The 19,587-nt window shown below is 37.8% G+C and carries 16 protein-coding genes; 2 read left to right on the top strand and 14 right to left on the bottom strand.

The window, feature by feature from the left end:
- Nucleotides 1-55: 55 nt before the first annotated feature.
- The 9 genes from LMF32_RS09750 to LMF32_RS09710 form a co-directional block, all read right to left on the bottom strand.
- Nucleotides 56-961 (bottom strand): helix-turn-helix domain-containing protein, encoded by a 906-nt coding sequence (locus tag LMF32_RS09750; RefSeq protein WP_230524631.1) that lies wholly within the window; start codon nucleotides 959-961, stop codon nucleotides 56-58.
- A gap of 153 nt (nucleotides 962-1,114) precedes the next feature.
- Complete coding sequence (locus LMF32_RS09745; protein WP_230524630.1) at nucleotides 1,115-1,840, bottom strand: SDR family oxidoreductase; 726 nt, start codon at nucleotides 1,838-1,840, stop codon at nucleotides 1,115-1,117.
- Between the two features lie 4 nt (nucleotides 1,841-1,844).
- Nucleotides 1,845-3,137, bottom strand: coding sequence for a pitrilysin family protein (locus LMF32_RS09740; protein WP_230524629.1), 1,293 nt, complete (start codon nucleotides 3,135-3,137; stop codon nucleotides 1,845-1,847).
- Nucleotides 3,134-4,399: a pitrilysin family protein gene (locus LMF32_RS09735; protein ID WP_230524628.1), complete on the bottom strand. Its 1,266-nt coding sequence runs from the start codon at nucleotides 4,397-4,399 to the stop codon at nucleotides 3,134-3,136. The genes LMF32_RS09740 and LMF32_RS09735 overlap by 4 nt, the downstream gene beginning before the upstream one ends.
- Nucleotides 4,400-4,632: 233 nt before the next feature.
- Nucleotides 4,633-5,592 (bottom strand): ABC transporter permease, encoded by a 960-nt coding sequence (locus LMF32_RS09730; protein ID WP_230524627.1) that lies wholly within the window; start codon nucleotides 5,590-5,592, stop codon nucleotides 4,633-4,635.
- A gap of 1 nt (nucleotide 5,593) precedes the next feature.
- Nucleotides 5,594-6,670 carry an ABC transporter permease gene (locus LMF32_RS09725; RefSeq protein ID WP_230524626.1) on the bottom strand — a complete coding sequence of 359 codons (1,077 nt, stop codon included), beginning with the start codon at nucleotides 6,668-6,670 and terminating at the stop codon, nucleotides 5,594-5,596.
- Entirely contained in the window at nucleotides 6,660-8,225 is a 1,566-nt protein-coding gene (locus LMF32_RS09720; RefSeq protein WP_278046292.1) for an ABC transporter ATP-binding protein, read from the bottom strand. The genes LMF32_RS09725 and LMF32_RS09720 overlap by 11 nt, the downstream gene beginning before the upstream one ends.
- A 361-nt stretch (nucleotides 8,226-8,586) precedes the next feature.
- Nucleotides 8,587-9,663 (bottom strand): BMP family protein, encoded by a 1,077-nt coding sequence (locus LMF32_RS09715; protein ID WP_230524625.1) that lies wholly within the window; start codon nucleotides 9,661-9,663, stop codon nucleotides 8,587-8,589.
- A gap of 220 nt (nucleotides 9,664-9,883) precedes the next feature.
- The gene (locus LMF32_RS09710) at nucleotides 9,884-12,289 is read right to left on the bottom strand and encodes a DNA translocase FtsK (RefSeq protein ID WP_230524624.1); all 2,406 of its coding nucleotides are present in this window, start codon (nucleotides 12,287-12,289) and stop codon (nucleotides 9,884-9,886) included.
- 288 nt (nucleotides 12,290-12,577) lie between these two features.
- Here LMF32_RS09710 and LMF32_RS09705 point away from each other — a divergent pair, with 288 nt between their 5' ends.
- Entirely contained in the window at nucleotides 12,578-12,877 is a 300-nt protein-coding gene (locus LMF32_RS09705; protein ID WP_230525107.1) for an acylphosphatase, read from the top strand.
- Between the two features lie 69 nt (nucleotides 12,878-12,946).
- Complete coding sequence (yidC, locus tag LMF32_RS09700) at nucleotides 12,947-13,876, top strand: membrane protein insertase YidC (RefSeq protein WP_230524623.1); 930 nt, start codon at nucleotides 12,947-12,949, stop codon at nucleotides 13,874-13,876.
- A gap of 49 nt (nucleotides 13,877-13,925) precedes the next feature.
- Here the strand turns inward: yidC and LMF32_RS09695 are convergent, their stop codons facing one another.
- From LMF32_RS09695 to LMF32_RS09675, 5 genes are all read right to left on the bottom strand, one after another.
- A complete protein-coding gene (locus tag LMF32_RS09695) occupies nucleotides 13,926-14,789 on the bottom strand; it encodes a CapA family protein (protein ID WP_230524622.1) in 864 nt (287 codons plus the stop codon).
- A 181-nt stretch (nucleotides 14,790-14,970) separates the two neighbouring features.
- Nucleotides 14,971-16,080 (bottom strand): NADH-dependent flavin oxidoreductase, encoded by a 1,110-nt coding sequence (locus LMF32_RS09690; RefSeq protein ID WP_230524621.1) that lies wholly within the window; start codon nucleotides 16,078-16,080, stop codon nucleotides 14,971-14,973.
- 39 nt (nucleotides 16,081-16,119) lie between these two features.
- Nucleotides 16,120-17,046, bottom strand: a complete 927-nt coding sequence (locus tag LMF32_RS09685) for a nitronate monooxygenase (RefSeq protein WP_230524620.1) — start codon at nucleotides 17,044-17,046, stop codon at nucleotides 16,120-16,122.
- Between the two features lie 13 nt (nucleotides 17,047-17,059).
- The gene (locus LMF32_RS09680; RefSeq protein WP_230524619.1) at nucleotides 17,060-18,274 is read right to left on the bottom strand and encodes an acetate kinase; all 1,215 of its coding nucleotides are present in this window, start codon (nucleotides 18,272-18,274) and stop codon (nucleotides 17,060-17,062) included.
- A 182-nt stretch (nucleotides 18,275-18,456) separates the two neighbouring features.
- Nucleotides 18,457-19,575 (bottom strand): 1-propanol dehydrogenase PduQ, encoded by a 1,119-nt coding sequence (locus LMF32_RS09675; protein ID WP_230524618.1) that lies wholly within the window; start codon nucleotides 19,573-19,575, stop codon nucleotides 18,457-18,459.
- Between the last annotated feature and the right edge of the window lie 12 nt (nucleotides 19,576-19,587).

The raw sequence follows: 19,587 nt of genomic DNA, 5'->3' as shown, positions 1-19,587 counted from the left end.
AGAAAGTCCCGGGCACAATACCACAGGACTCTTACTGTTGGTTTACTGTTTATCTTTATTCTTCAGAACTTGTGTCAGATTCTGAAGTTGCTGCTTCAAATTGCAATTCGATCTCTTGGCGCACACTTTCAGAAGCTTCTGGTGCATATGGTATTTCATTGCCATTTAATTGAATGACGGTGTTCGGTGCACTTCCGATAACCATTTCGACAGAAGAAGTTCCAGTTGGAATTTCAGCTTCTAATGTCTCACCATCACTTACCAATCCTTGTTCAAGTGTGGTTCCATCTGCTGCAATACTTACCCATGTGTCTCCACCATCAGCTACTAAAGCCACTGTATTCGTCTCAGCTTGACTGGAAACTGTATAAACAGATGATGCCCCTGTTGAAGAAACGATCTCAACACTGTCTTCAGCCTCTGATTCTTCTGATTCGCTTTCACTGCTTTCTTCTGATGCAGACTCTTCCGATTCCTCAGCCGAACTTTCGTTTTCACTTGAAACGACTGTACTTGAGGAATCTACCGAGATCATATCTTCATCAGCATTATTTCCAGCAGAATTAGCAACAGCTACATAAATAGCTACCACGATTGCCAAAACCAATAAAACAATCAAGATTGTTGGTAGATTATCTTGAATTTTTTCAAGAAAAGAATTTTGTTTTTTACTGCCTGATCTCGTTTGACTGGAAGATACTTTTTCTACAAACTCTTCATCATGAGTGTGCGGAACAGTATCATCATATTCTTCTAATAGTTGATCTCCATTTAATCCTACAGTGTCAGCATATTGTTTGATAAAGGCGCGTGCATAAAATTTACCTGGCATCACATTGTAATTGCCTTCTTCGATAGCAATGAGATAACGTTTTTGGATCTTAGTGATTTGTTGCAGATCATCCAACGTATACCCTTTAGCCTTTCGCGCTTCTTGTAATTTTTCTCCTACTTCTGCCACAGAGTTTCTCACCTTCCTATTCTGCGAAATTAGTGAGCATACAAATCTCATTCATTTAAGAGTATAACATAACGCTATATAGAGAAGCATCTTTTTTCGACGATTTTTTAGAAATTCCTTCCCATTTTGATAAGGCGTTATCTTTAAGATTTGCTATTTTAACCAGCCGCCACTTACAGTGATCGTTTGACCGGTTATATACCCACTTCTTTGGTCTAACAATTGCTTCACCCAAAAACTGATGTCTTGAGGTGTACCTAATCGGCCTGCTGGAATCTCTTCCAGCAAGCTTTCTAATTCTTCTTGTGAAAAATCTGAAATCATTTTCGTATCCACTGCACCAGGAGCTACTACATTCACTGTGATGCCAAGACTAGCTACTTCTTTACTATAAGCTTTGACAAAGGCTGATTGTGCGCCTTTAGCAGTACTATAAATGACTTCCATTGGACTACCTGCTTCACCATAGACGGAACCTACGAATACGATTCTCCCTAAGGCTGAACAGGTTAATTTATCTTGGAGCAATTGAATCAATTGTATTGGCGTTGTAACATGTACAGCGAATAAGTCGTGCATTTCAGTTGCGCTGACTTCAGTGAGTAAATGATACGTCGTAAATCCGCTGGAAAAAACGACTGCATCTACTTGAAACAAACTTTCTGCTAATTCACTGATGTTTTTTTCTTGCGTCATATCCAGTTGCAAGCTGAAGAAATCTTGTTTAGGGTACTGCTGCTGCAGCAAGACCAATTGCTCCTCGACCCTTTGTTTTCCTTTATTATAGTGCAAATAAAGAGACCAGCCATCCTCCGCCAATTCATCGGCAATGGCTTTTCCGATATCTCCACTAGCTCCCATAACTAATGCAAATTTCACTGCTCTATTCCCCTTTTGGCCAGATCGTAAAAGTACTCATGTGTTCTTCAACCATGAACTCAGCTGCTAAGTCTCTCAATTCTTCCAATCGTATATTTTCGATGATCGGCACCATATCAAATAGAGCCGCCTCTCCAAATAATTGCTGACTATACTGGTTAGCAATATATTCTAATGAATTCAACGATTGCAAATGTTGTCCGATCATTCTTTTTTTGATCAGCAGTAAATGTTCTTCTGTCAACTCTTTGCTGTCTTTAGCTGTCAATAACAACTCTCTTATTTTTCGATCGAATGTTTCAGGATCTTTTGTATCACTTCCTACCTCTAAGAAATGGAATGAGCGATCTATATTATACTCATACGAAAAGCTGTCATCAATCAACCCATTATCATACAACTCTAAATAATTTTGAGAAGTCGATCCGAACAATAATCGCAACAAAACATTCATTTTCGTCTTCAATACTAAACCTTCTCGTCCAAAAGGAACTTCGTTTATCCCTTTTACGCCCAAAATACTTTTTGGTCGATTGACAGGCATTGAAATAGAGCTTTCTTTTACAATATCAGCTACTGTTTCTTCTGGAAAATGTCGAGTGATTTTCTCAGGTTTTTCGAACGTTTTTGCTTCTTGGTTTTCTTTTATGAGCTGCATCATCTCTTCAGGATCTAAATTCCCTACCACAAAAAGATTCATGTTACTTGGATGGTAAAAAGTGTTGTAGCATTGGTACAAGTATTCAGGCGTAATATCCATGATGCTGTCTACAGTACCAGCAATGTCAATGTGCAACGGGTGCTTAGGATACAAGTTGGATAAAATCCCAAAGAACAAACGCCAATCAGGCTCATCTTCATACATTTGAATCTCTTGTGCAATAATGCCTTTTTCTTTATTAACAGTTTCTTCCGTAAAATAAGGATCTTGGACAAAATCAATCAGTGTCAACAAGCTTTCTTTCACATTTTCTGTACTAGAAAATAGATAACTGGTTTGAGTAAAACTGGTAAAGGCATTTGCAGAAGCGCCTAGTTTGCCAAATTTCTGGAACACGTCGCCATCTTCTTTTTCAAATAGTTTATGTTCTAAGAAGTGAGCAATTCCATCGGGTACCGTTATCAGATCTTCACCACCCAAAGGAATAAAAGTGTTATCGATCGAACCGTAATCAGTAGTAAATAAAGCGTACGTTTTATAAAAATCATTTTTTGGCAATAAGGTCACCGTTAATCCGTTTGCGAGGGTTTCGGTATACACTGTTTCTTGCAATTGATCGTAGTCGATTCGTTTCATTCCGTTGCACCTCCTGTCAAAAAGAATGTTGCTTTCAACTGCACTTGTTCAGCAACGGCTATGACCTCTTCTTTGGTTACTCGATCAATATTTGATATCCAGTCTTGGATATCGATCACTTCACCTAAAGCTAAGTGATTTGCATACACTCGCTCAATAATAGAGCCGGGATTGTCTTCAGATTGAATAACATTATTTTTCAACATACTTTTTGTTTGTTCAAAATCTTCTTGAGAAAAGTTCCCCTTTTGCAGCTCTTTTAGCTGTTGAGCTACAATGGTTTTTACTTTCTCTACTTCTTTACTGTCTATACCCGTTTGGACGATCATTGTGCCATCAAATGTATTTAAAGAACTTGATGCGTAATAAGCCAAACTTTCTTTTTCACGGACATTCATAAATAATTTAGAATGTGGATAGCCTCCAAATAAACCGTTGAACACTTGTCCAGCATAATATTGTTTTCCATGGTAAAAAATCGGCGTCGTATAACCGAGATTGTATTTAGCTTGGGTGATCTCTTGACGCTCAGCTTGTTCATTGGCTGAGGACACGGCTGCCTCATGGTAAAACGCTGGGACCTTTTTCACGTCCCTATCTGTAAAGTTTAATGTTTTAAACACTTCCACTACTTTTTCTTTTGCCACATCTCCTAATACGTAGATGTCTATTTCATCGTTTTTTATCATCTCTTGATAATCGTATAGAAGTGTTTCATTGGTGATGGACATCAATTCTTCTTTTGCACCAATGCTAGGAAGCTGCTGATTTTTATCTTCGAACATTAAGCGTTGCAAAGCTAATTTTGCATAAGTTTGTTTGTCATCAAATAAACTGTCGTAATCATCAGCAAGTTTATCCTTTTCTCGTTCAAAAGTTGCTTTGTCAAATCCCATATCATTTGCATGAGGATGAAATAGAATATCGTTTAGAAAATCAACCGCTTCTTTCAGCAAATTGGATTCCATATTGACGAACTTATCGTTCACTATGGTCATGCCCACCGATAAAATATGGTAGTTCCCCTTTTTAAAAACATTCGTACCAAATCCGGCGCCATACAATTCTGACAATTTGGTTCTGAATGCTGTTTGAGTAGGGTAATGTTTACTGTTGATTTCTAATAAATTGGCTGCCATCGTTCTTTTGGTAGCTGTTCCATCTTTTAAAGGTGTTTTGAATTTTATACTTAATTGAATCGTTTTATATTTCGTGGTTGGTAATACATGTAAATGCACACCTTTGGCTAGATTAATCGCCATGTGTTTTCCTCCTCTACCAAATAAACTGCACCTCTTCATCTTAGTAGAAAAACCCTTAAAAATAAAGGGAAAGTTCCTTTATTATTTTTTTCTTTCCCGCTCGAATTAGCTGCTTGTTCTTTGAGCAATTCTACTCATTATTTTTGAACCATATCAAAAAAAGTCCTGCCAATTTTAACAAATGGCAGGACTTAGTAATAAGATTTATTCATTTAATAGCTATAACCGTACGTTTATTTCGACTTGATGTATGTGACACCATTTGCAGCAGGGCCTTCAGATTTACCGATGACACCTACTAACACTACAATTGTGATCACATAAGGGGCAATGTCTAAGAATACGCTAGGCACTGTATTGATAACAGGAATGTATGCACCTGTAACAGCTAAACTTTGAGCCAGACCAAAGAATATCGCCGCACCCATAGCTCCTAGTGGATTCCATTTACCAAAGATCATCGCTGCCATAGCCATAAATCCTTGTCCAGCAATCGTTGTAGCAGCGAATTGAGAAGAGATCAATTGAGCTTGAATAGCTCCACCCATCCCGCCTAGTAAACCAGACATCAATACACCAGCATATTTGATGCCATAAACGCTGATACCTAAAGTATCTGCTGCTTGCGGATGTTCTCCTACAGCACGCAATCTCAATCCAAAACGAGTCTTGAACAAAATAAACCAGCTAAGAACGGCTACGAAGATTCCAAAGAAAGCAGGTAAATAAGTATTGTCGAAGAATATATCTCCAATAACAGGAATATCTACTAGTAATGGAACATCAGCGATACCGAAGTTTTCAGCGATAAAGTCTGTTTGTCCTCTTCCTTCATACATAACACGAGTTAAAAAGATGGCCAAAGCCGGAGCCATTAAGTTGATTACTGTACCTGAGATGATGTGGTCAGCTCTTAAATTAACTGTAGCTACAGCATGAATGACTGAAAAGATCAGTCCAAACAATCCACCCACGACCATACCGACCCAAGGCGTCCAGTCACCAAATTGTCCAGCAAAAGAAAGGTTGAAAACGACAGAAGAAAAAGCACCAATAACCATGATACCTTCCAAACCAACGTTTACGATTCCACTTCTTTCAGAGAAAGTTCCGCCTAATGCTGTTAAAATTAGAGGAGCAGAATACATTAAAGCTGAGGAAACTACTAGTTGTAATAATGAGATAATATCCATTTTACTCAACTCCTCCTTTTACATCTTTTCCACGTGAGAATTTTTTCATAAAGAAACGGATCAAGTAGTTTGCTCCGACAAAGAAAATAATAGATGCAATAACGATATCTACTACTTCAGTCGGTACACCAGATCCAAGAGGCATACTTGCTCCTCCGATTTTCAACATGGCAAACAGTAATCCGGAAAATACGATTCCGATAGGGTGGCTCAACCCTAGTAACGCAACGGCCAAACCATCAAATCCGATATTCGGGATACCAGCTTGAACGAAAATGTTACTGAATGTTCCTAAGCCTTCTAAAACTCCACCTAAACCAGCTAACCCTCCACTGATAAACATAGATAGAATAATATTTCTCTTAGCGTTCATCCCTGCATATTGAGCAGCAAAAGAGTTTAGCCCAACCGCTCTGATTTCATATCCCATAGTTGTTTTAGTCATAAATACCCAAACTAAAATCGTAACGACGATGGCAATAAATACTCCGGCATTGATTCTTGATCCTCCAGCTAATTGAGAAAGCCAGTCCATTCTTAGACTTGCTTGTTCTGGGATACGAGATGTTGCATCCGAAGAATCTGTCAATACATTACGAATCAAATAATTCGTTAAATGTAACGCTGTGTAGTTTAACATGATTGTGATGATAACTTCACTTGTTCCAAAATAAGCTCTTAACACACCTGCAATACCAGCCCATATTGCTCCAGCTAGAATACCAGCCAAAACACTTAAAGGCAGCACCACGAAAGCAGACGCATCAGGCAGACTAATCGCTACCCAAACAGATATTAACCAGCCCATTAACGCTTGACCAGAAAGCCCGATGTTAAAGAATCCAGCTGAATTAGCCACTGAGAAGCCCAAACCGATAATGATCAAAGGACTAGCGTAACGTAAAGTTTCACCGATATAAAATGGACTACCTAATGCACCTTTTAACATAGATTGATATCCTGCTATAGGATCATAACCAAATCCCAGCATAATAACAGCACCTAAAATCAATCCTAATACAACAGATAATAAAGGGACCATTAAATTAGTTAACGTTCTTTTATTCTCACTTAACATGCGCTGACTCCTTTCCATCTTGACTTCCTAAAGCTTTTTCCAAGGATGAACCAGCCATTAAAAGTCCTAATTCTTGTTCAGTTACTTTAGTAGGGTCAACGATTCCTACGACCTTACCTTCATACATAACCGCAATACGATCCGAAACATTTATAACTTCATCTAATTCAAAACTCATCAAAAGAACTGCTTTTCCATTGTCTCTTTGTTCCACTAAACGTTTATGAATGTACTCGATTGCTCCAACGTCTAACCCACGAGTCGGCTGAGCTGCAATCAAGAATTTCGGTCCTCGAGAGATTTCACGAGCAATGATAGCCTTTTGCTGATTTCCACCAGATAAAGATTCTGCTGTGTTGTTTTCATCTTGAGTTCTTACATCATATTCTTCAATTAAATGACGAGCACTTTCTTTCATAGCCTCTTTGTTCAGGAAACCATTTTTACTGAATGGTTGTTTATAATAAGTTTGCAACGCCATATTTTCATAAAGAGTCATCGGCAAAATAAGTCCGTGTTTATGTCTATCTTCAGGTATATGTCCTAAGCCAGTTTCAGTGATATCTCTTGGAGGCAGATTTTGAATTTCTTTTCCTTCCAATGTGATCGTTCCAGATTCTACTTTGGTCAAGCCAGTAATCGCATGGATCAATTCGCTTTGTCCATTTCCATCGATTCCTGCAATCCCTAAAATTTCGCCTGCTCGAATCTCTAAACTTAAATCTTTTACAGCTTCAAGACCACGGTGTTCTTTAACAACCAGATTTTTGATCGTTAAAACCGGTTCTTTTGGTTGGGCTGGTTTTTTGTCTACTTTAAAAGATACTGAACGCCCAACCATCAAGTCAGCTAATTCTTGCTGTGATGTCTGTTTCACGTCTACTGTATCAATACTTTTCCCACGACGAATAACAGTACAACGGTCTGCTACTTGTTTGATTTCTTCAATTTTGTGAGTAATGATAATAATCGATTTACCCTCATCTGTTAATGATTTCAAAATATTCATTAGTTCAGTGATTTCTTGAGGAGTTAACACAGCAGTCGGTTCATCTAAGATCAAAATATCATTTCCACGGTACAAAGTTTTTAAGATTTCTGCACGTTGCTGCATACCTACTGAAACAGAGCCTACCCTAGCTGAAGGATCTACAAATAGTCCATAACGCTCAGAAAGTTCTTTGATTTCTTTTTGCGCAGCTCTTCTTTCTAAAAAGCCTAATTTAGTCTTTTCAGTTCCTAATATGATGTTTTCAGTAATTGTAAATTTATCGACCAACATGAAATGCTGATGAACCATTCCGATACCTAATCTAGAAGCTGCACTTGGAGAAGTGATGTTTACTTTCTTTCCATTAACGATGATTTCACCTGAAGTCGGCTCTAATAAACCAGACAAGATGTTCATCAAAGTAGATTTCCCTGCACCATTTTCTCCTAATAAGGCATGAACTTCCCCTTTTCTGATCGTTAAATTGATATTATCATTCGCTTTAAAACTGCCGAACTGTTTTGTAATGCCATGCATCTCAATAACATTTGCTGTGTCGGGCATGTTGATTGCACTCCTTTATTATTTATGTACTGATTAAGCTAGCGAACAGAAATCTGCTGCTGAACACGTTACCAAATGTTAAGCTTAATACTCGTACTGTTTCGACTTAGTGACTACTGTCTTGTTCTTTGCATTATTAAAGGGGGTATCCTCTGTTTCTCTCGGGCCCCCCATAAAGTTTGTTTATTTATATTTTTTACGGGTATAAAAGTAAAAACAAAGCTCTTTTAAAATAAGTGAAAACCCGAACCTTCTTCTAGCTGCACTGAATATTGTAACGAGAATGCTCATATACAATATGGCAGCTATAGAGTTTACGGGTTTTACACTTGTTTAATGCAAGATATTTTTAGGAAAGAAGTTATTCAGCTTTAACATCAGCTGGGTTTTCAGGAACTTCAATCTCTCCATCGATAATTTGTTGTCTGTAATCTTCAACAACAGTCCAAACATCTTCAGAAAGATTTCCTTCAGTTAAGTCGACCCCTTCTTCAGCTAAACCAAAGTTGCTTACTTCGCCGCCTTTGAAGTTTCCTTCCATAGATTCGTTAGAAATATCTTGAACAACTTGGCCTACACCTTTAAGAGTAGATGTAAGTGTTAAGTTTCCACCATCGTAATTACCTTCGTCAGTTTGGTCACGGTCAACACCGATTACCCAAATTTGATCATCAGGGTTTGCGTTCATACGGTCTTTAGCTTCTGTAAATACTCCGTTACCTGTATCTCCTGAAGCATGATAGATAATGTCCGCGCCATTTGAGTACATAGCTGCAGCTAATTGTTTCCCTTTAGCAGCATCACCAAATGATCCAGCATATTCTACATCAACTGTGATATCAGGGTTCACAGCATAAACACCTGCTAAGAAACCAGCTTCAAAACGATCGATAACTGCACTTTCTTGTCCTCCGACAAATCCTACATGATCTGTTTGAGTAGTTGAAGCAGCAGCAACACCTGCTAAGAAGGCAGCTTCATGATCTTTAAATAAAACAGATGCAACATTATCTGCTTCAATTACGTCATCGATGATTACAAAATGTTGATCTGGATTTGAACTTGCTACATCTTCCATAGCTGGTTTTAATTTATAACCGATTCCATAAATTAAGTCAAAGTCTGCGTTAAGCGCTTGGTTCAAGTTAGGTACAAATTCTGAATCTTCATTAGATTGGATGTATGCAAATCCATTATTTTCTTCCTTGCTATGTTCTTCTCCCCAAGCTTGCATCCCTTCCCAAGCTGATTGGTTGAATGATCCGTCGTCTACCCCACCGATATCAGTTACCATAACGATTGAGAAATCATCTGTAGATGTAGCTTCTTCTGATCCCGCACTTGATTCTTCAGTGTCTCCACCGTTTCCGCAAGCTGCTAATATCAATCCTGTTGTTAATCCTAAACCTAATAATTTCTTAAGATTACGATTTTCCACTATATTTACCCCCGTAAAGTTTTTGTAGTTTGAATTAATATTCCAATTCATCCTCGAATTCATATTACCATCAATATCCCAAAAAATAAATATCAAAACGATAATTGAAACCGTTTTTACCATAAATTGTTCATTTTTTTATCGTTTTCTAATCTTTAAGGACATTTGTCCTGTCCTTAAAGATCAAACGGTCATTTTAATGCACTATTATTTTGACTATTTATTCATTTTGAAATGAATTTTCTTCTACATTTTCTGTTTCTTTTACCAAATTGACTTTTCTGGGTTTGCTTCCTTCTGAAGGTCCGACAATACCTCTCATTTCCATTTCGTCCATTAACCTTGCAGCTCTATTGTAGCCTATACGAAAACGTCTCTGAAGCATTGATATACTGGCGGTTTCCATGTCTACCACTAAATCTACAGCTTCTTCAAAAAGCTCGTCTTCTGTTTCAATATCACCGCTGTTTTCAGGCTCATCTGAAGGCATCATTTCCTCTACATAGTTTGCTTCTTGCTGGTCGGTAACAAACGAAACGATTTTTTCTACTTCAGAATCCGATAAGAATGCTCCTTGAACTCGAGTAGGTTTGTTTTGACCCATTGGTAAGTACAACATATCTCCTCTTCCGAGCAGTTTTTCTGCACCATTGCTGTCGATAATTGTTCGGGAATCGGTTCCGCTGGAAACAGCAAATGCAATTCTTGAAGGGACATTCGCTTTAATAATTCCTGTAATAACATCAACACTAGGTCGTTGAGTAGCTAAAATCATATGGATTCCTGCTGCTCGTGCCATTTGAGCTAATCTAGTGATCGCATCTTCCACTGCATTACTAGCTACCATCATTAAATCAGCCAGCTCATCTACTATTACAACAATAAAAGGCAGTGTCGGCTGGTTTTCTCCATTTTCTGCGTTTTTCTCATGAACGTATTCGTTGTACCCTGTAATATTTCTCATGCCTGTTGTAGCAAATAGTTCATAACGTCGTTCCATTTCTTCTACAGCTTTTTGCAAAGCTTGAGCAGCTTTTTTAGGATTCGTTACGACAGGTGTCAATAGATGTGGAATCCCATTGTACACATTTAATTCGACTTTCTTAGGATCAATCATCATCAACTTGACTTCATTCGGTTTAGCTTTCATCAATAAACTGGTAATGATTCCATTAATACAAACGGACTTTCCACTACCTGTTGATCCGGCAATCAATAAATGAGGCATTTTTGTTAAGTCTGCAACTGCAACGTTTCCTGAGATATCTCTCCCCAGTGGTACTTCCAGCATCTTATCTTTATTCTCTACATAGCTTTCCATCACGTCTCTAAACGATACAACATTTACTTCACTGTTCGGAACTTCGATTCCGATAAACGGTTTTCCAGGTATAGGTGCTTCCATTCGGATATCCTTAGCAGCTAAAGATAAAGCAATATCATCGCTCAAATTGACGATTTTACTCACTTTCACTCCTACTGCTGGTTTCACTTCATATTTTGTAACAGCAGGACCGAGTCTAGCTTTGACGACTTTGGCATCTACTCCAAAACTAGTGAACGTTTCTTCAAGTTTCTTTACATTTTTCTCGACAATTTTGTATTCTCCAGATTGGTCTTGAGGTTTGATTTCATTCAATAACGTAAATGGCGGCAATTGGTAGTCCTCATTTTCCACCTCTGCAGCGATATCAAAATCAAGAGGTGTAGCTTCATTTTTCTCTTCTTCACCAGCATTTTTTTCAGCAACTTTAGCAAGACTAGGTTTCTCTGTTTCTCTTTCCACAATAGTCTTAGCTTGCAGATTTTGTTGGTAACTATCTATCTCAAGGGCTGCTGGCTCCATCACTTGATTTGTTTTCTTTTCCGGCACGTTGTTCGCTGTTTCGACCGGAGAAATTGGGGTTGTTTCTGTCGGCTTAGGAGTAGTTGATCTCCCTTTTTTCTCCATCGGGCGTTTCTCTTTTTCTTTCCGCTGTTTTTTCTGCTCGGCAGTCTTGGTTTTTATGTGTTTAACCATGTAACCAATCCATTCTCGGCTCTTATTTAACCCGAATTTCAAGCCAGAACGAATAAGTTCCAATGCTTTACTGAAGGAAAGTTGAAATAGGAAAAATATCCCTACTATACAAAGCGCGACTGCTGATAAATAACTGCCCCATTGTGCGCCTAAAAAGTAACTAGCTGAATAAAGCAATGAACCAATCATTCCCCCTCCTAAGGGTTGAGTCAACTCGCTATTGCTCACATCTACTCTAAAAAAGCGGTAAGTAGCATTGATCACATTCGTTTCAGGTTTCATGATGTCGGAAAATAGAAGGGCATGCAGCCATAATAAAATTCCTAAATACAGGATAAACAATCCAATCAATCGCTGATTTTTAAAAGGAGGTTCTTTTCCTTTCAGCAGCAAATACAGTCCATATAATCCCAACAATACAGAAGCTCCGATATACGTATCACCGACAAAAAAACGAAATGCATTTGCACTTAATACTCCAATGAAGCCAACACTTGAAAGGGAAAATAAACTTAAAATAATAAAAATAAATCCGATAATTTCAATAGAAACACTTTGTTTCTTCTGAACAGCTCTTTTAGTTGTCTTTTTTCTTTTTGTAGCCAAGGGTATGCTCCTTTCACTGTCTCTGTACTATATTATACACAAAATGAAGAGACTAAGGAATGCATGAAAAGTATTTGTCATCGAGATTCTCAGCGGTATCAGTTGACCAATCTTCCATATCTTTTATAAAATGTAAGTAGAATAAAAGGAGGCTTTTCTTCAGCTCGTTTTGTATTTTTACAATCAGGAGGTTTTAAGATGAACAAGTTTTTCTCTCAAATAAAAAGCCTATTCAATGGATATTCCCAGAAAGAGGTTGCGCCGGTATCTTCTTCCACTACTACGCCGATGAACGAGCCTACCAATTTGAACGTAAAAAAAGTCCGCTTAATTGTTGAAGGACGCGTACAAGGTGTGGGGTTTCGGTACACCACTAAACAAGTAGCAGATCGTATCGGAGTATACGGCATTGTTCGAAATGAAAACGATGGATCTGTTTATATTGAAGTAAACGGGGATCCAAATAAAGTAGATGATTTTATTGAAGAAATCAGACACTCTCCATCTCCTAGTGGAAAGGTGAATAATGTTACACTGGAGGAAGATGCAAGTATTGAAGAACGTATTAAATTTTCTATAACTAATTGAAAACCTGTATGGATTCCTGTATAGTTAGCCATAGTATTAATTTTTAAACTATACGAAGGATTGTGAAAAATGATAAAAAATAAAAAATTGCAATTAACAGGAACACTTATGGGACTTATGCTTTTCCTTTCAGGATGTATGAGTTACGATACTAACGGAAATCCAACCGGCGTCATTTACGAATATTTAGTTGTTCCTTTACAACAATTGATCATTCGATTAGCTGATTTATTTGGCGGAAACTATGGTTTAGCAATCATCGCTATTACGATCATTGTCCGAATCATCATTTTGCCTATGAACTTAAGCCAATCTAAAAAAGCTATGGTTCAACAAGAAAAAATGGCTTTAGTCAAACCGGAAATGGATGAAATACAAGCAGCATTGAAAAATGCTGAAACGAATGAAGAAAAAGCCGCTATCCAACAAGAGATGATGGAATTCTACAAAGCTAATGACATCAACATGCTCGGCGGAATCGGTTGTTTGCCACTCTTGATCCAATTGCCAGTCTTCACTGCAATGTATCAAGCAATCAATTTATCAAATGAAATTGCCAGCAGTACTTTCTTAGGTATCAATCTAGGAGAACCATATATTTTATTTGCTATCGTGGCCGGTGTGATTTATTTAGGACAAGCTTATGTATCTATGTTGGGTATGAGTCCTGAACAAAAGAAACAATCTCGTACAATGATGTTCATGAGCCCTATTATGATTACGATGATTTCATTCACTTCTCCAGCTGGGTTGGCTTTATACTGGATCGCAGGCGGGATCTTTGCTGTCATCCAATCTTTAGTCACTAACATGATCTTCAAACCAAGATTAAAAGCTCAGTTAGAAGAAGAATTTAAAAACAAACCAAAAGTAGAAGTCACTCAGAGACGTCCGACAACTAAAGAACCTATCAACAACCAAAGTACTACCCAACTTTCTTACGGAAACCGTAACGGTCAAGGAAGAAACGCTGGAAAACAACAACGAAACGAACGTTAATCATGTAAAAAGCCGTCAGTTGAGTTTCAACTGGCGGCTTTTTTTGTCTTCATAAATAGAAAAAGCGAATGAGATAAAATATGTTTGGTTCGAATACATTTTCGTCACCCCAGTGCGCAGAGACAATAACAAAATCGCTCATTTCTTTTGCTCGCTGGATGTCTTGCGTAATTGTGGCTTCATCGAAATAATTCAATCGATAGGATGCATCTGGTTCGATTCCATTCGTGCCATAGGTATACGCTAAGAAAGAAAACGCCAATCCATCTCGTTCAATGACAGGAATCGTATCCCGATGTTCTTCATTTTTAAATACACCCGTAAAAAGAATATCTTCTTGCTCTTCCCAAATATCCAATGTGTTTAAAACACCTTGTGTTCCTTTATCCAAAGAATGATTTGTTGAACCATTTACAAGATCAAATCCAAGACCATTTAAATTTTTTGCCATATCGCTCGGTGTATTGAATGCAGGATACCCTGAAAACCCGAACTCATCACCGCCCAATAGTGTTTCCTGATTGATGAAAGCCAAATCAGCTGCTTCGATCTCTTCAGTTATATTAGCGAACATCGGTTTAAAATCATATGATCCGTCTTCTAGCTCTGCATCTTTATAAATCACTCCATGAATCAAATTATCTACAACACCCATAAAAGAAACAACAGTCTCTTCCTCTTCTTCCGGTCGGCTTATGGACTCCATTGATGATCCTACAGCTGACTCCCTTGAAGTTTCCACAGATTCAGTTGTTTCATCCACACTCGGATCTGCGCACCCCCTAATACCATAACCGATAATATAGCTACTAATTTTTTCATGGCTTAGTCCCTCCAAACTGTCTTGGTATTCAACGGAAATACGTACGCCAAGACATAACTTTTCTTGATCATTATAACATGTTATCCGCATCGTTGAAATCGATTCCAAAACTTTCTGATTCTAATATCTTATATGGATTATCGACTCAAATATATAGATTTGTTCTTCATTAAACAGTTTTTTACAAAAAAAAAAAGAAGTGGTAAGTTCCTTAGAAAGAACTTTACCACAATTATTTCATGACTAATTGTCTTAACAAATCAGCTATAAATCAGCTGTCTTCAAAATGAAACCACTCAGGTGAATCTAAGATAGTAGTCCATAATCTTCTTGGTATTTTCGAAGTTAGTCTACCTTTCCGCGAGATGGTTCGTTTTATTTCTTCAGGTCTTTCGTCCATAATTTTTTTTGTCCATTTTGGTTCAATTACAAGTTCTCTGCCCATTGAAAAAAGAGGGACTTCCTCAAGCACTTCAATTGCTTCGTTCATCGTTTGAATTGAACCACATGCAATAATAGGTATTTGGTTTTTTAGGACGCTTTTTATAGCTTCTGGAATACTTGTCTCTTTTCCCATCATTTCAATAGTCCCCTTTGCTTTTCCATAAGAATAATGAATATAATCTATTGGTTCATGAGATAATCTTTCGATAAACCGCATAGTATCCTTAAGCGAAATACTTTGACTTTGTTTGCTGGGTATCGATAATCTTACTCCTACTGCAAATGGATGATCTGAACTTTTTCCTGCTTCAATGCACGCTTCTATAACCTTCAGCGGAAATTGCATTCTATTGACTAAACAACCTCCCCATTGATCTTTCCTTTGATTCTGATATGGGGAAAGGAATTGCTCAATTAAATAAGGGCTGGCACAATTAATTTCTACACCATCAAATCCTGCTTTCAATGCTCTTTTAGTTGCATTGCTAAAGTCAGAAATAATTTGGTTTATTTCATCAGATGTCAGCTCTTTCCAATCATCCACACTAGTGGCTTTATCCTCAATAACGCTGACTGCAACTGGGCACTGCCCATTGATCAGTCTTGAAGGAACCATCGCTCCTCCGTGGTATATTTGAAGTATCGCCTTGGATCCATGGTTCTTCAGAACTTGAGAAAACTTTCTCAACCGCGGTACCATAGCATCATTTATGACACTATTGCTGTGTTGATACGCTTTTCCTTTGTATGAAACATTTGTTGAACCAGTGATGATCAAGCCGGGGCCATCAGAACGCAGTTGATAAAAATCTAGTTCTTCATCTGACACTCTACCACTTTCCATAGCGGACAATGTCGACATAGGTGCCATCACTACCCTGTTCTTCAATAGTAATCCTGATGGAAGTTTATAGTCTTCTAAAATTTCATTTAACATTAAACTTTCCTCCAACCATGAGAATTGCTCCTTTCTCCACTAGAAAACAAGCTTGTTCCGAGTGATCTCAGCTTCAGCCATAATGTCTTTGATGATTTTTTTTACTGGTTTTACATCGTTGATCAAACCAACAATTTGACCGGCCATCATAGAACCATTCCTCATATCGCCATTTATTAATGCTCTTTTTAAGGAACCAACTGTCAGATTCTCGAGTTCTTTTGCGGGTGCATCAGAAAATTCTAGTTCTGCATATTTTAGGAGCATCCCGTTTTTTATACTTCTTATCGGAACTCCTCTTTTCCTTCCAGTTACAATAGTTGAATTATCCTGGGCCGCTACTAATGCATCCTTTACCTCTTCAGGTATTGGACACTCATCAGAAGCCAAAAAACGAGTCCCCATCTGAATTCCTTGTGCTCCAAGAGCCAGTGATGCAACTAACCCTTTTCCGTCTCCAATACCTCCAGCTGCAATCACTGGAAGATCGACTTTATTGATAACTTGAGGAATCAGCGCCATGGTAGTGATTTCTCCGATATGTCCTCCAGCTTCAGTTCCTTCTGCAATCACGGCATCCACACCGGCCAGTTCCATTTTAATCGCTTGTTCAACAGAAGAAACGACTGGTATAACGGTTACATTATTTTCTTTTAACCAAGGCAGATAGACAGCTGGAGAACCAGCACTGGTCGTTATAACTTTAACGCCTTCTTCTATCACTACTTTTACCAATTGATCACAATTTTTTGCTCTCAGCATTAAATTGACTCCTATTGGATTAGTCGTTTTTTGTTGCGCTGATCTTATTTCTTCTCTTAATTTTTCCGCTTCTAAATTATTTGACGAAAGAACGCCCAATCCTCCTGCTTCCGAAACTGCAGCTGCCAGAATATGGGTAGAAATATGCGCCATAGCCCCTTGTATGATAGGGTATTTTATATTTAATAAGTTCGTTATCGACAAACCGTTCACTCCCTTATTGCAAAACAGACTGGTAAGGATTGGTTTCTTGTTTGATCCTTAGAACATCACGGGCAATTACTACTTCTTCATTAGTGGGTATGACGGCCACTTTTACTCTAGAATCACTAGTTTCAATGAACGCTTCACTTGACCCATTTTTTTTCTCATCCAAAGTAAGATTCAAGAAACTCAATTTTTTGCAGATAAGTGACCGGATCGTTGCTGAATTTTCTCCGATACCCGCAGTAAATACAATTGCATCAACGCCATTTAAATTAGATACATATGCTGAGATCGTTTCTGCCACTCGATTCACAAACATCTTTATCGCTAGCTCTGCCCGTTTATTTCCGTTAGTCGCTGCCTCTTCGATATCACGCAAGTCATTTGAAATGCCGGATACACCCAAAAGACCTGAGTCATTATTTAATAATTTGTTCATATCCTGGTTACTCTTATGCTCTTTTTCTGCAATAAAAGGAATAATCGAAGGATCAATATCTCCACTCCTGGTTCCCATCATCAACCCGGCTAATGGAGTGAACCCCATTGAAGTATTAACTGATCTCCCATTATCGATAGCGCAAATGCTGGAACCATTTCCTAAATGGCAAGAAATGATTTTATAACCTTCTTCACGTTTATCCAATAAGCTAGTTATTGTTTTATAAATGTACTCATGACTTGTTCCATGGAATCCATACTTTCTTATACGGTACTTTTCATAGTATTTATATGGAATTGGGTAATTGTACACTTCCGGTTTAATAGTATGGTGGAATGCAGTATCAAATACAGCTACTGATTTGACATTTGGCAAAGCTGCTCGGAAAGCTTTGATTCCAATAACATTCACAGGATTGTGTTTAGGCGCTAAGTGATTCAAATTTTCTATTGTTTGCAATACACTTTCATTAATGATTGCAGAATCTTGGAATTCTTCTCCTCCGTGGGCAACACGATGGCCTACTCCATTTATCTCATTAAGTGATTGGATAATACCTTTTGAAATCAGCACATTCAATAAGTTGTCTACTGCTTCTTGGTGACTTTGTATGGGTAAAGTCTTTTGCTCTTTCTCTGTACCATATTTTATCGTAAACTCGGCGTCTGATGAGCCAATCCTTTCAAATATCCCTTTAGTAATGACGATTTCAGAAGGCATCTCCAAAAGTTGAAACTTCAAAGAAGAGCTTCCGGCATTGATCGCAAATATTTTTTTAGTCATAAAAAGCTCCTTTTTCATAATCATTCTTTTTCGAAATCATTAACGGTCCTCAGTAAAGTGCGTAAAAATAAAAGTAAATGTTGCAGCAATAAATATCTATTGGTTGCAACATTCTCTTATATCTGCTTTTTATCGATTACCAAGACCTGTCATTCAGCTCAGACTTCACTAATTACTAGTGATCATATGATGGAATAATAAATTTCTTCCAACTCTTTATCTGTCGGTTTAATTGGGTTTGTTTTGAACGTAATATCTTTTTTAGCATTCCTGACGATCTCAGCTATATGACTTTCAGCAGTTTCTTTGTCAACTCCAAATTTAGACAGTTTAAGAGGACAATTCATTTGGATAGCCAAATACTTGATTTTTCTTGAAAATTCTTCCAATACCATTTCATCTGACCATCTGCTTTGATTTGGACCCACCCTTTTAGCTATTTTTACATATTTATTTTTTGCCGCAGGGTTTTTAGCATTACACAAGATCACGTATGGAAGCAGCATGGTATTTGCTAAACCATGAGGAACATGCATTTGTCCACCTACTTGATGTGCTAGTGCATGAGATATCCCCAAACCGGCAAAGTTAAATGCTAACCCAGCTAAACATGATGCTTCATGCATCCTCATTCTTTTCTCAATATCAGTACCGTCTTTGTAGCAACCAATTAAATCATTGAATACTATCTCAATAGCTTTTTCGGCTAATGAATCGGTATAGAGATTGGCATTCGTAGCCACTAAAGCTTCCAGTGCATGCGTCAGCACATCCATACCGCTGTATGCTGTAACTTTTTGAGGAGTCGACAGCACTAATGAAGGGTTCAGGATAGCTTCGTCCGGTATTAATTGATCATCCACAATGGGATATTTAACATTTTTCTTTTTATCTGTTATAACAGCCACATTGGTTACTTCCGATCCTGTTCCGCTAGTTGTAGGAATAGCAATGAACTTGTCTATTGAAACACTCGATATTTTTTTTGAAAAGTAAAGAACACCTTTTGTCAGATCAATAGCAGATCCGCCTCCAATTGCAATCACTATATTCGGATTGAACTCTTGCAGTTCTCCCATACATTTTATAATATCTTCAATCGGAGGATCTGGTGATACTTTAGAATAGATGTTCAATCTGTTCTTTTCTTGAACAAGTATAGAAAGTACCTCTTTAAATCCATCTGTATTGGATAAAAAAGGGTCGCATACAATGAATATGTTTTTCTCTTTCAACTCTTTCAGTTTGTCAAAACTGTCTAACCCTGTATAAACTTTTGTTGAAAAGTTCCATGCATCCAACTTTATCACCTC

Origin of the sequence: Desemzia sp. C1, assembly GCF_020882875.1 — a bacterium.
In the GTDB taxonomy this organism is placed as follows: Bacteria; Bacillota; Bacilli; order Lactobacillales; family Carnobacteriaceae; genus Desemzia; species Desemzia incerta.
Note: the sequence above shows the minus strand (reverse complement) of the source record. Positions and strands in the feature narration are given on the sequence as shown.

Excerpts from the sequence above, each read along its gene's own strand:
- LMF32_RS09705 (WP_230525107.1), top strand. The coding sequence starts at position 12,578 with ATGAACGAGCCTACCAATTTGAACGTAAAAAAAGTCCGCTTAATTGTT.
- LMF32_RS09740 (WP_230524629.1), bottom strand. The coding sequence starts at position 3,137 with ATGAAACGAATCGACTACGATCAATTGCAAGAAACAGTGTATACCGAA.
- LMF32_RS09720 (WP_278046292.1), bottom strand. The coding sequence starts at position 8,225 with ATGCCCGACACAGCAAATGTTATTGAGATGCATGGCATTACAAAACAG.
- LMF32_RS09680 (WP_230524619.1), bottom strand. The coding sequence starts at position 18,274 with ATGACTAAAAAAATATTTGCGATCAATGCCGGAAGCTCTTCTTTGAAG.
- LMF32_RS09690 (WP_230524621.1), bottom strand. The coding sequence starts at position 16,080 with ATGTTAAATGAAATTTTAGAAGACTATAAACTTCCATCAGGATTACTA.
- LMF32_RS09730 (WP_230524627.1), bottom strand. The coding sequence starts at position 5,592 with ATGGATATTATCTCATTATTACAACTAGTAGTTTCCTCAGCTTTAATG.
- LMF32_RS09695 (WP_230524622.1), bottom strand. The coding sequence starts at position 14,789 with ATGCGGATAACATGTTATAATGATCAAGAAAAGTTATGTCTTGGCGTA.
- LMF32_RS09725 (WP_230524626.1), bottom strand. The coding sequence starts at position 6,670 with ATGTTAAGTGAGAATAAAAGAACGTTAACTAATTTAATGGTCCCTTTA.
- yidC (WP_230524623.1), top strand. The coding sequence starts at position 12,947 with ATGATAAAAAATAAAAAATTGCAATTAACAGGAACACTTATGGGACTT.
- LMF32_RS09735 (WP_230524628.1), bottom strand. The coding sequence starts at position 4,399 with ATGGCGATTAATCTAGCCAAAGGTGTGCATTTACATGTATTACCAACC.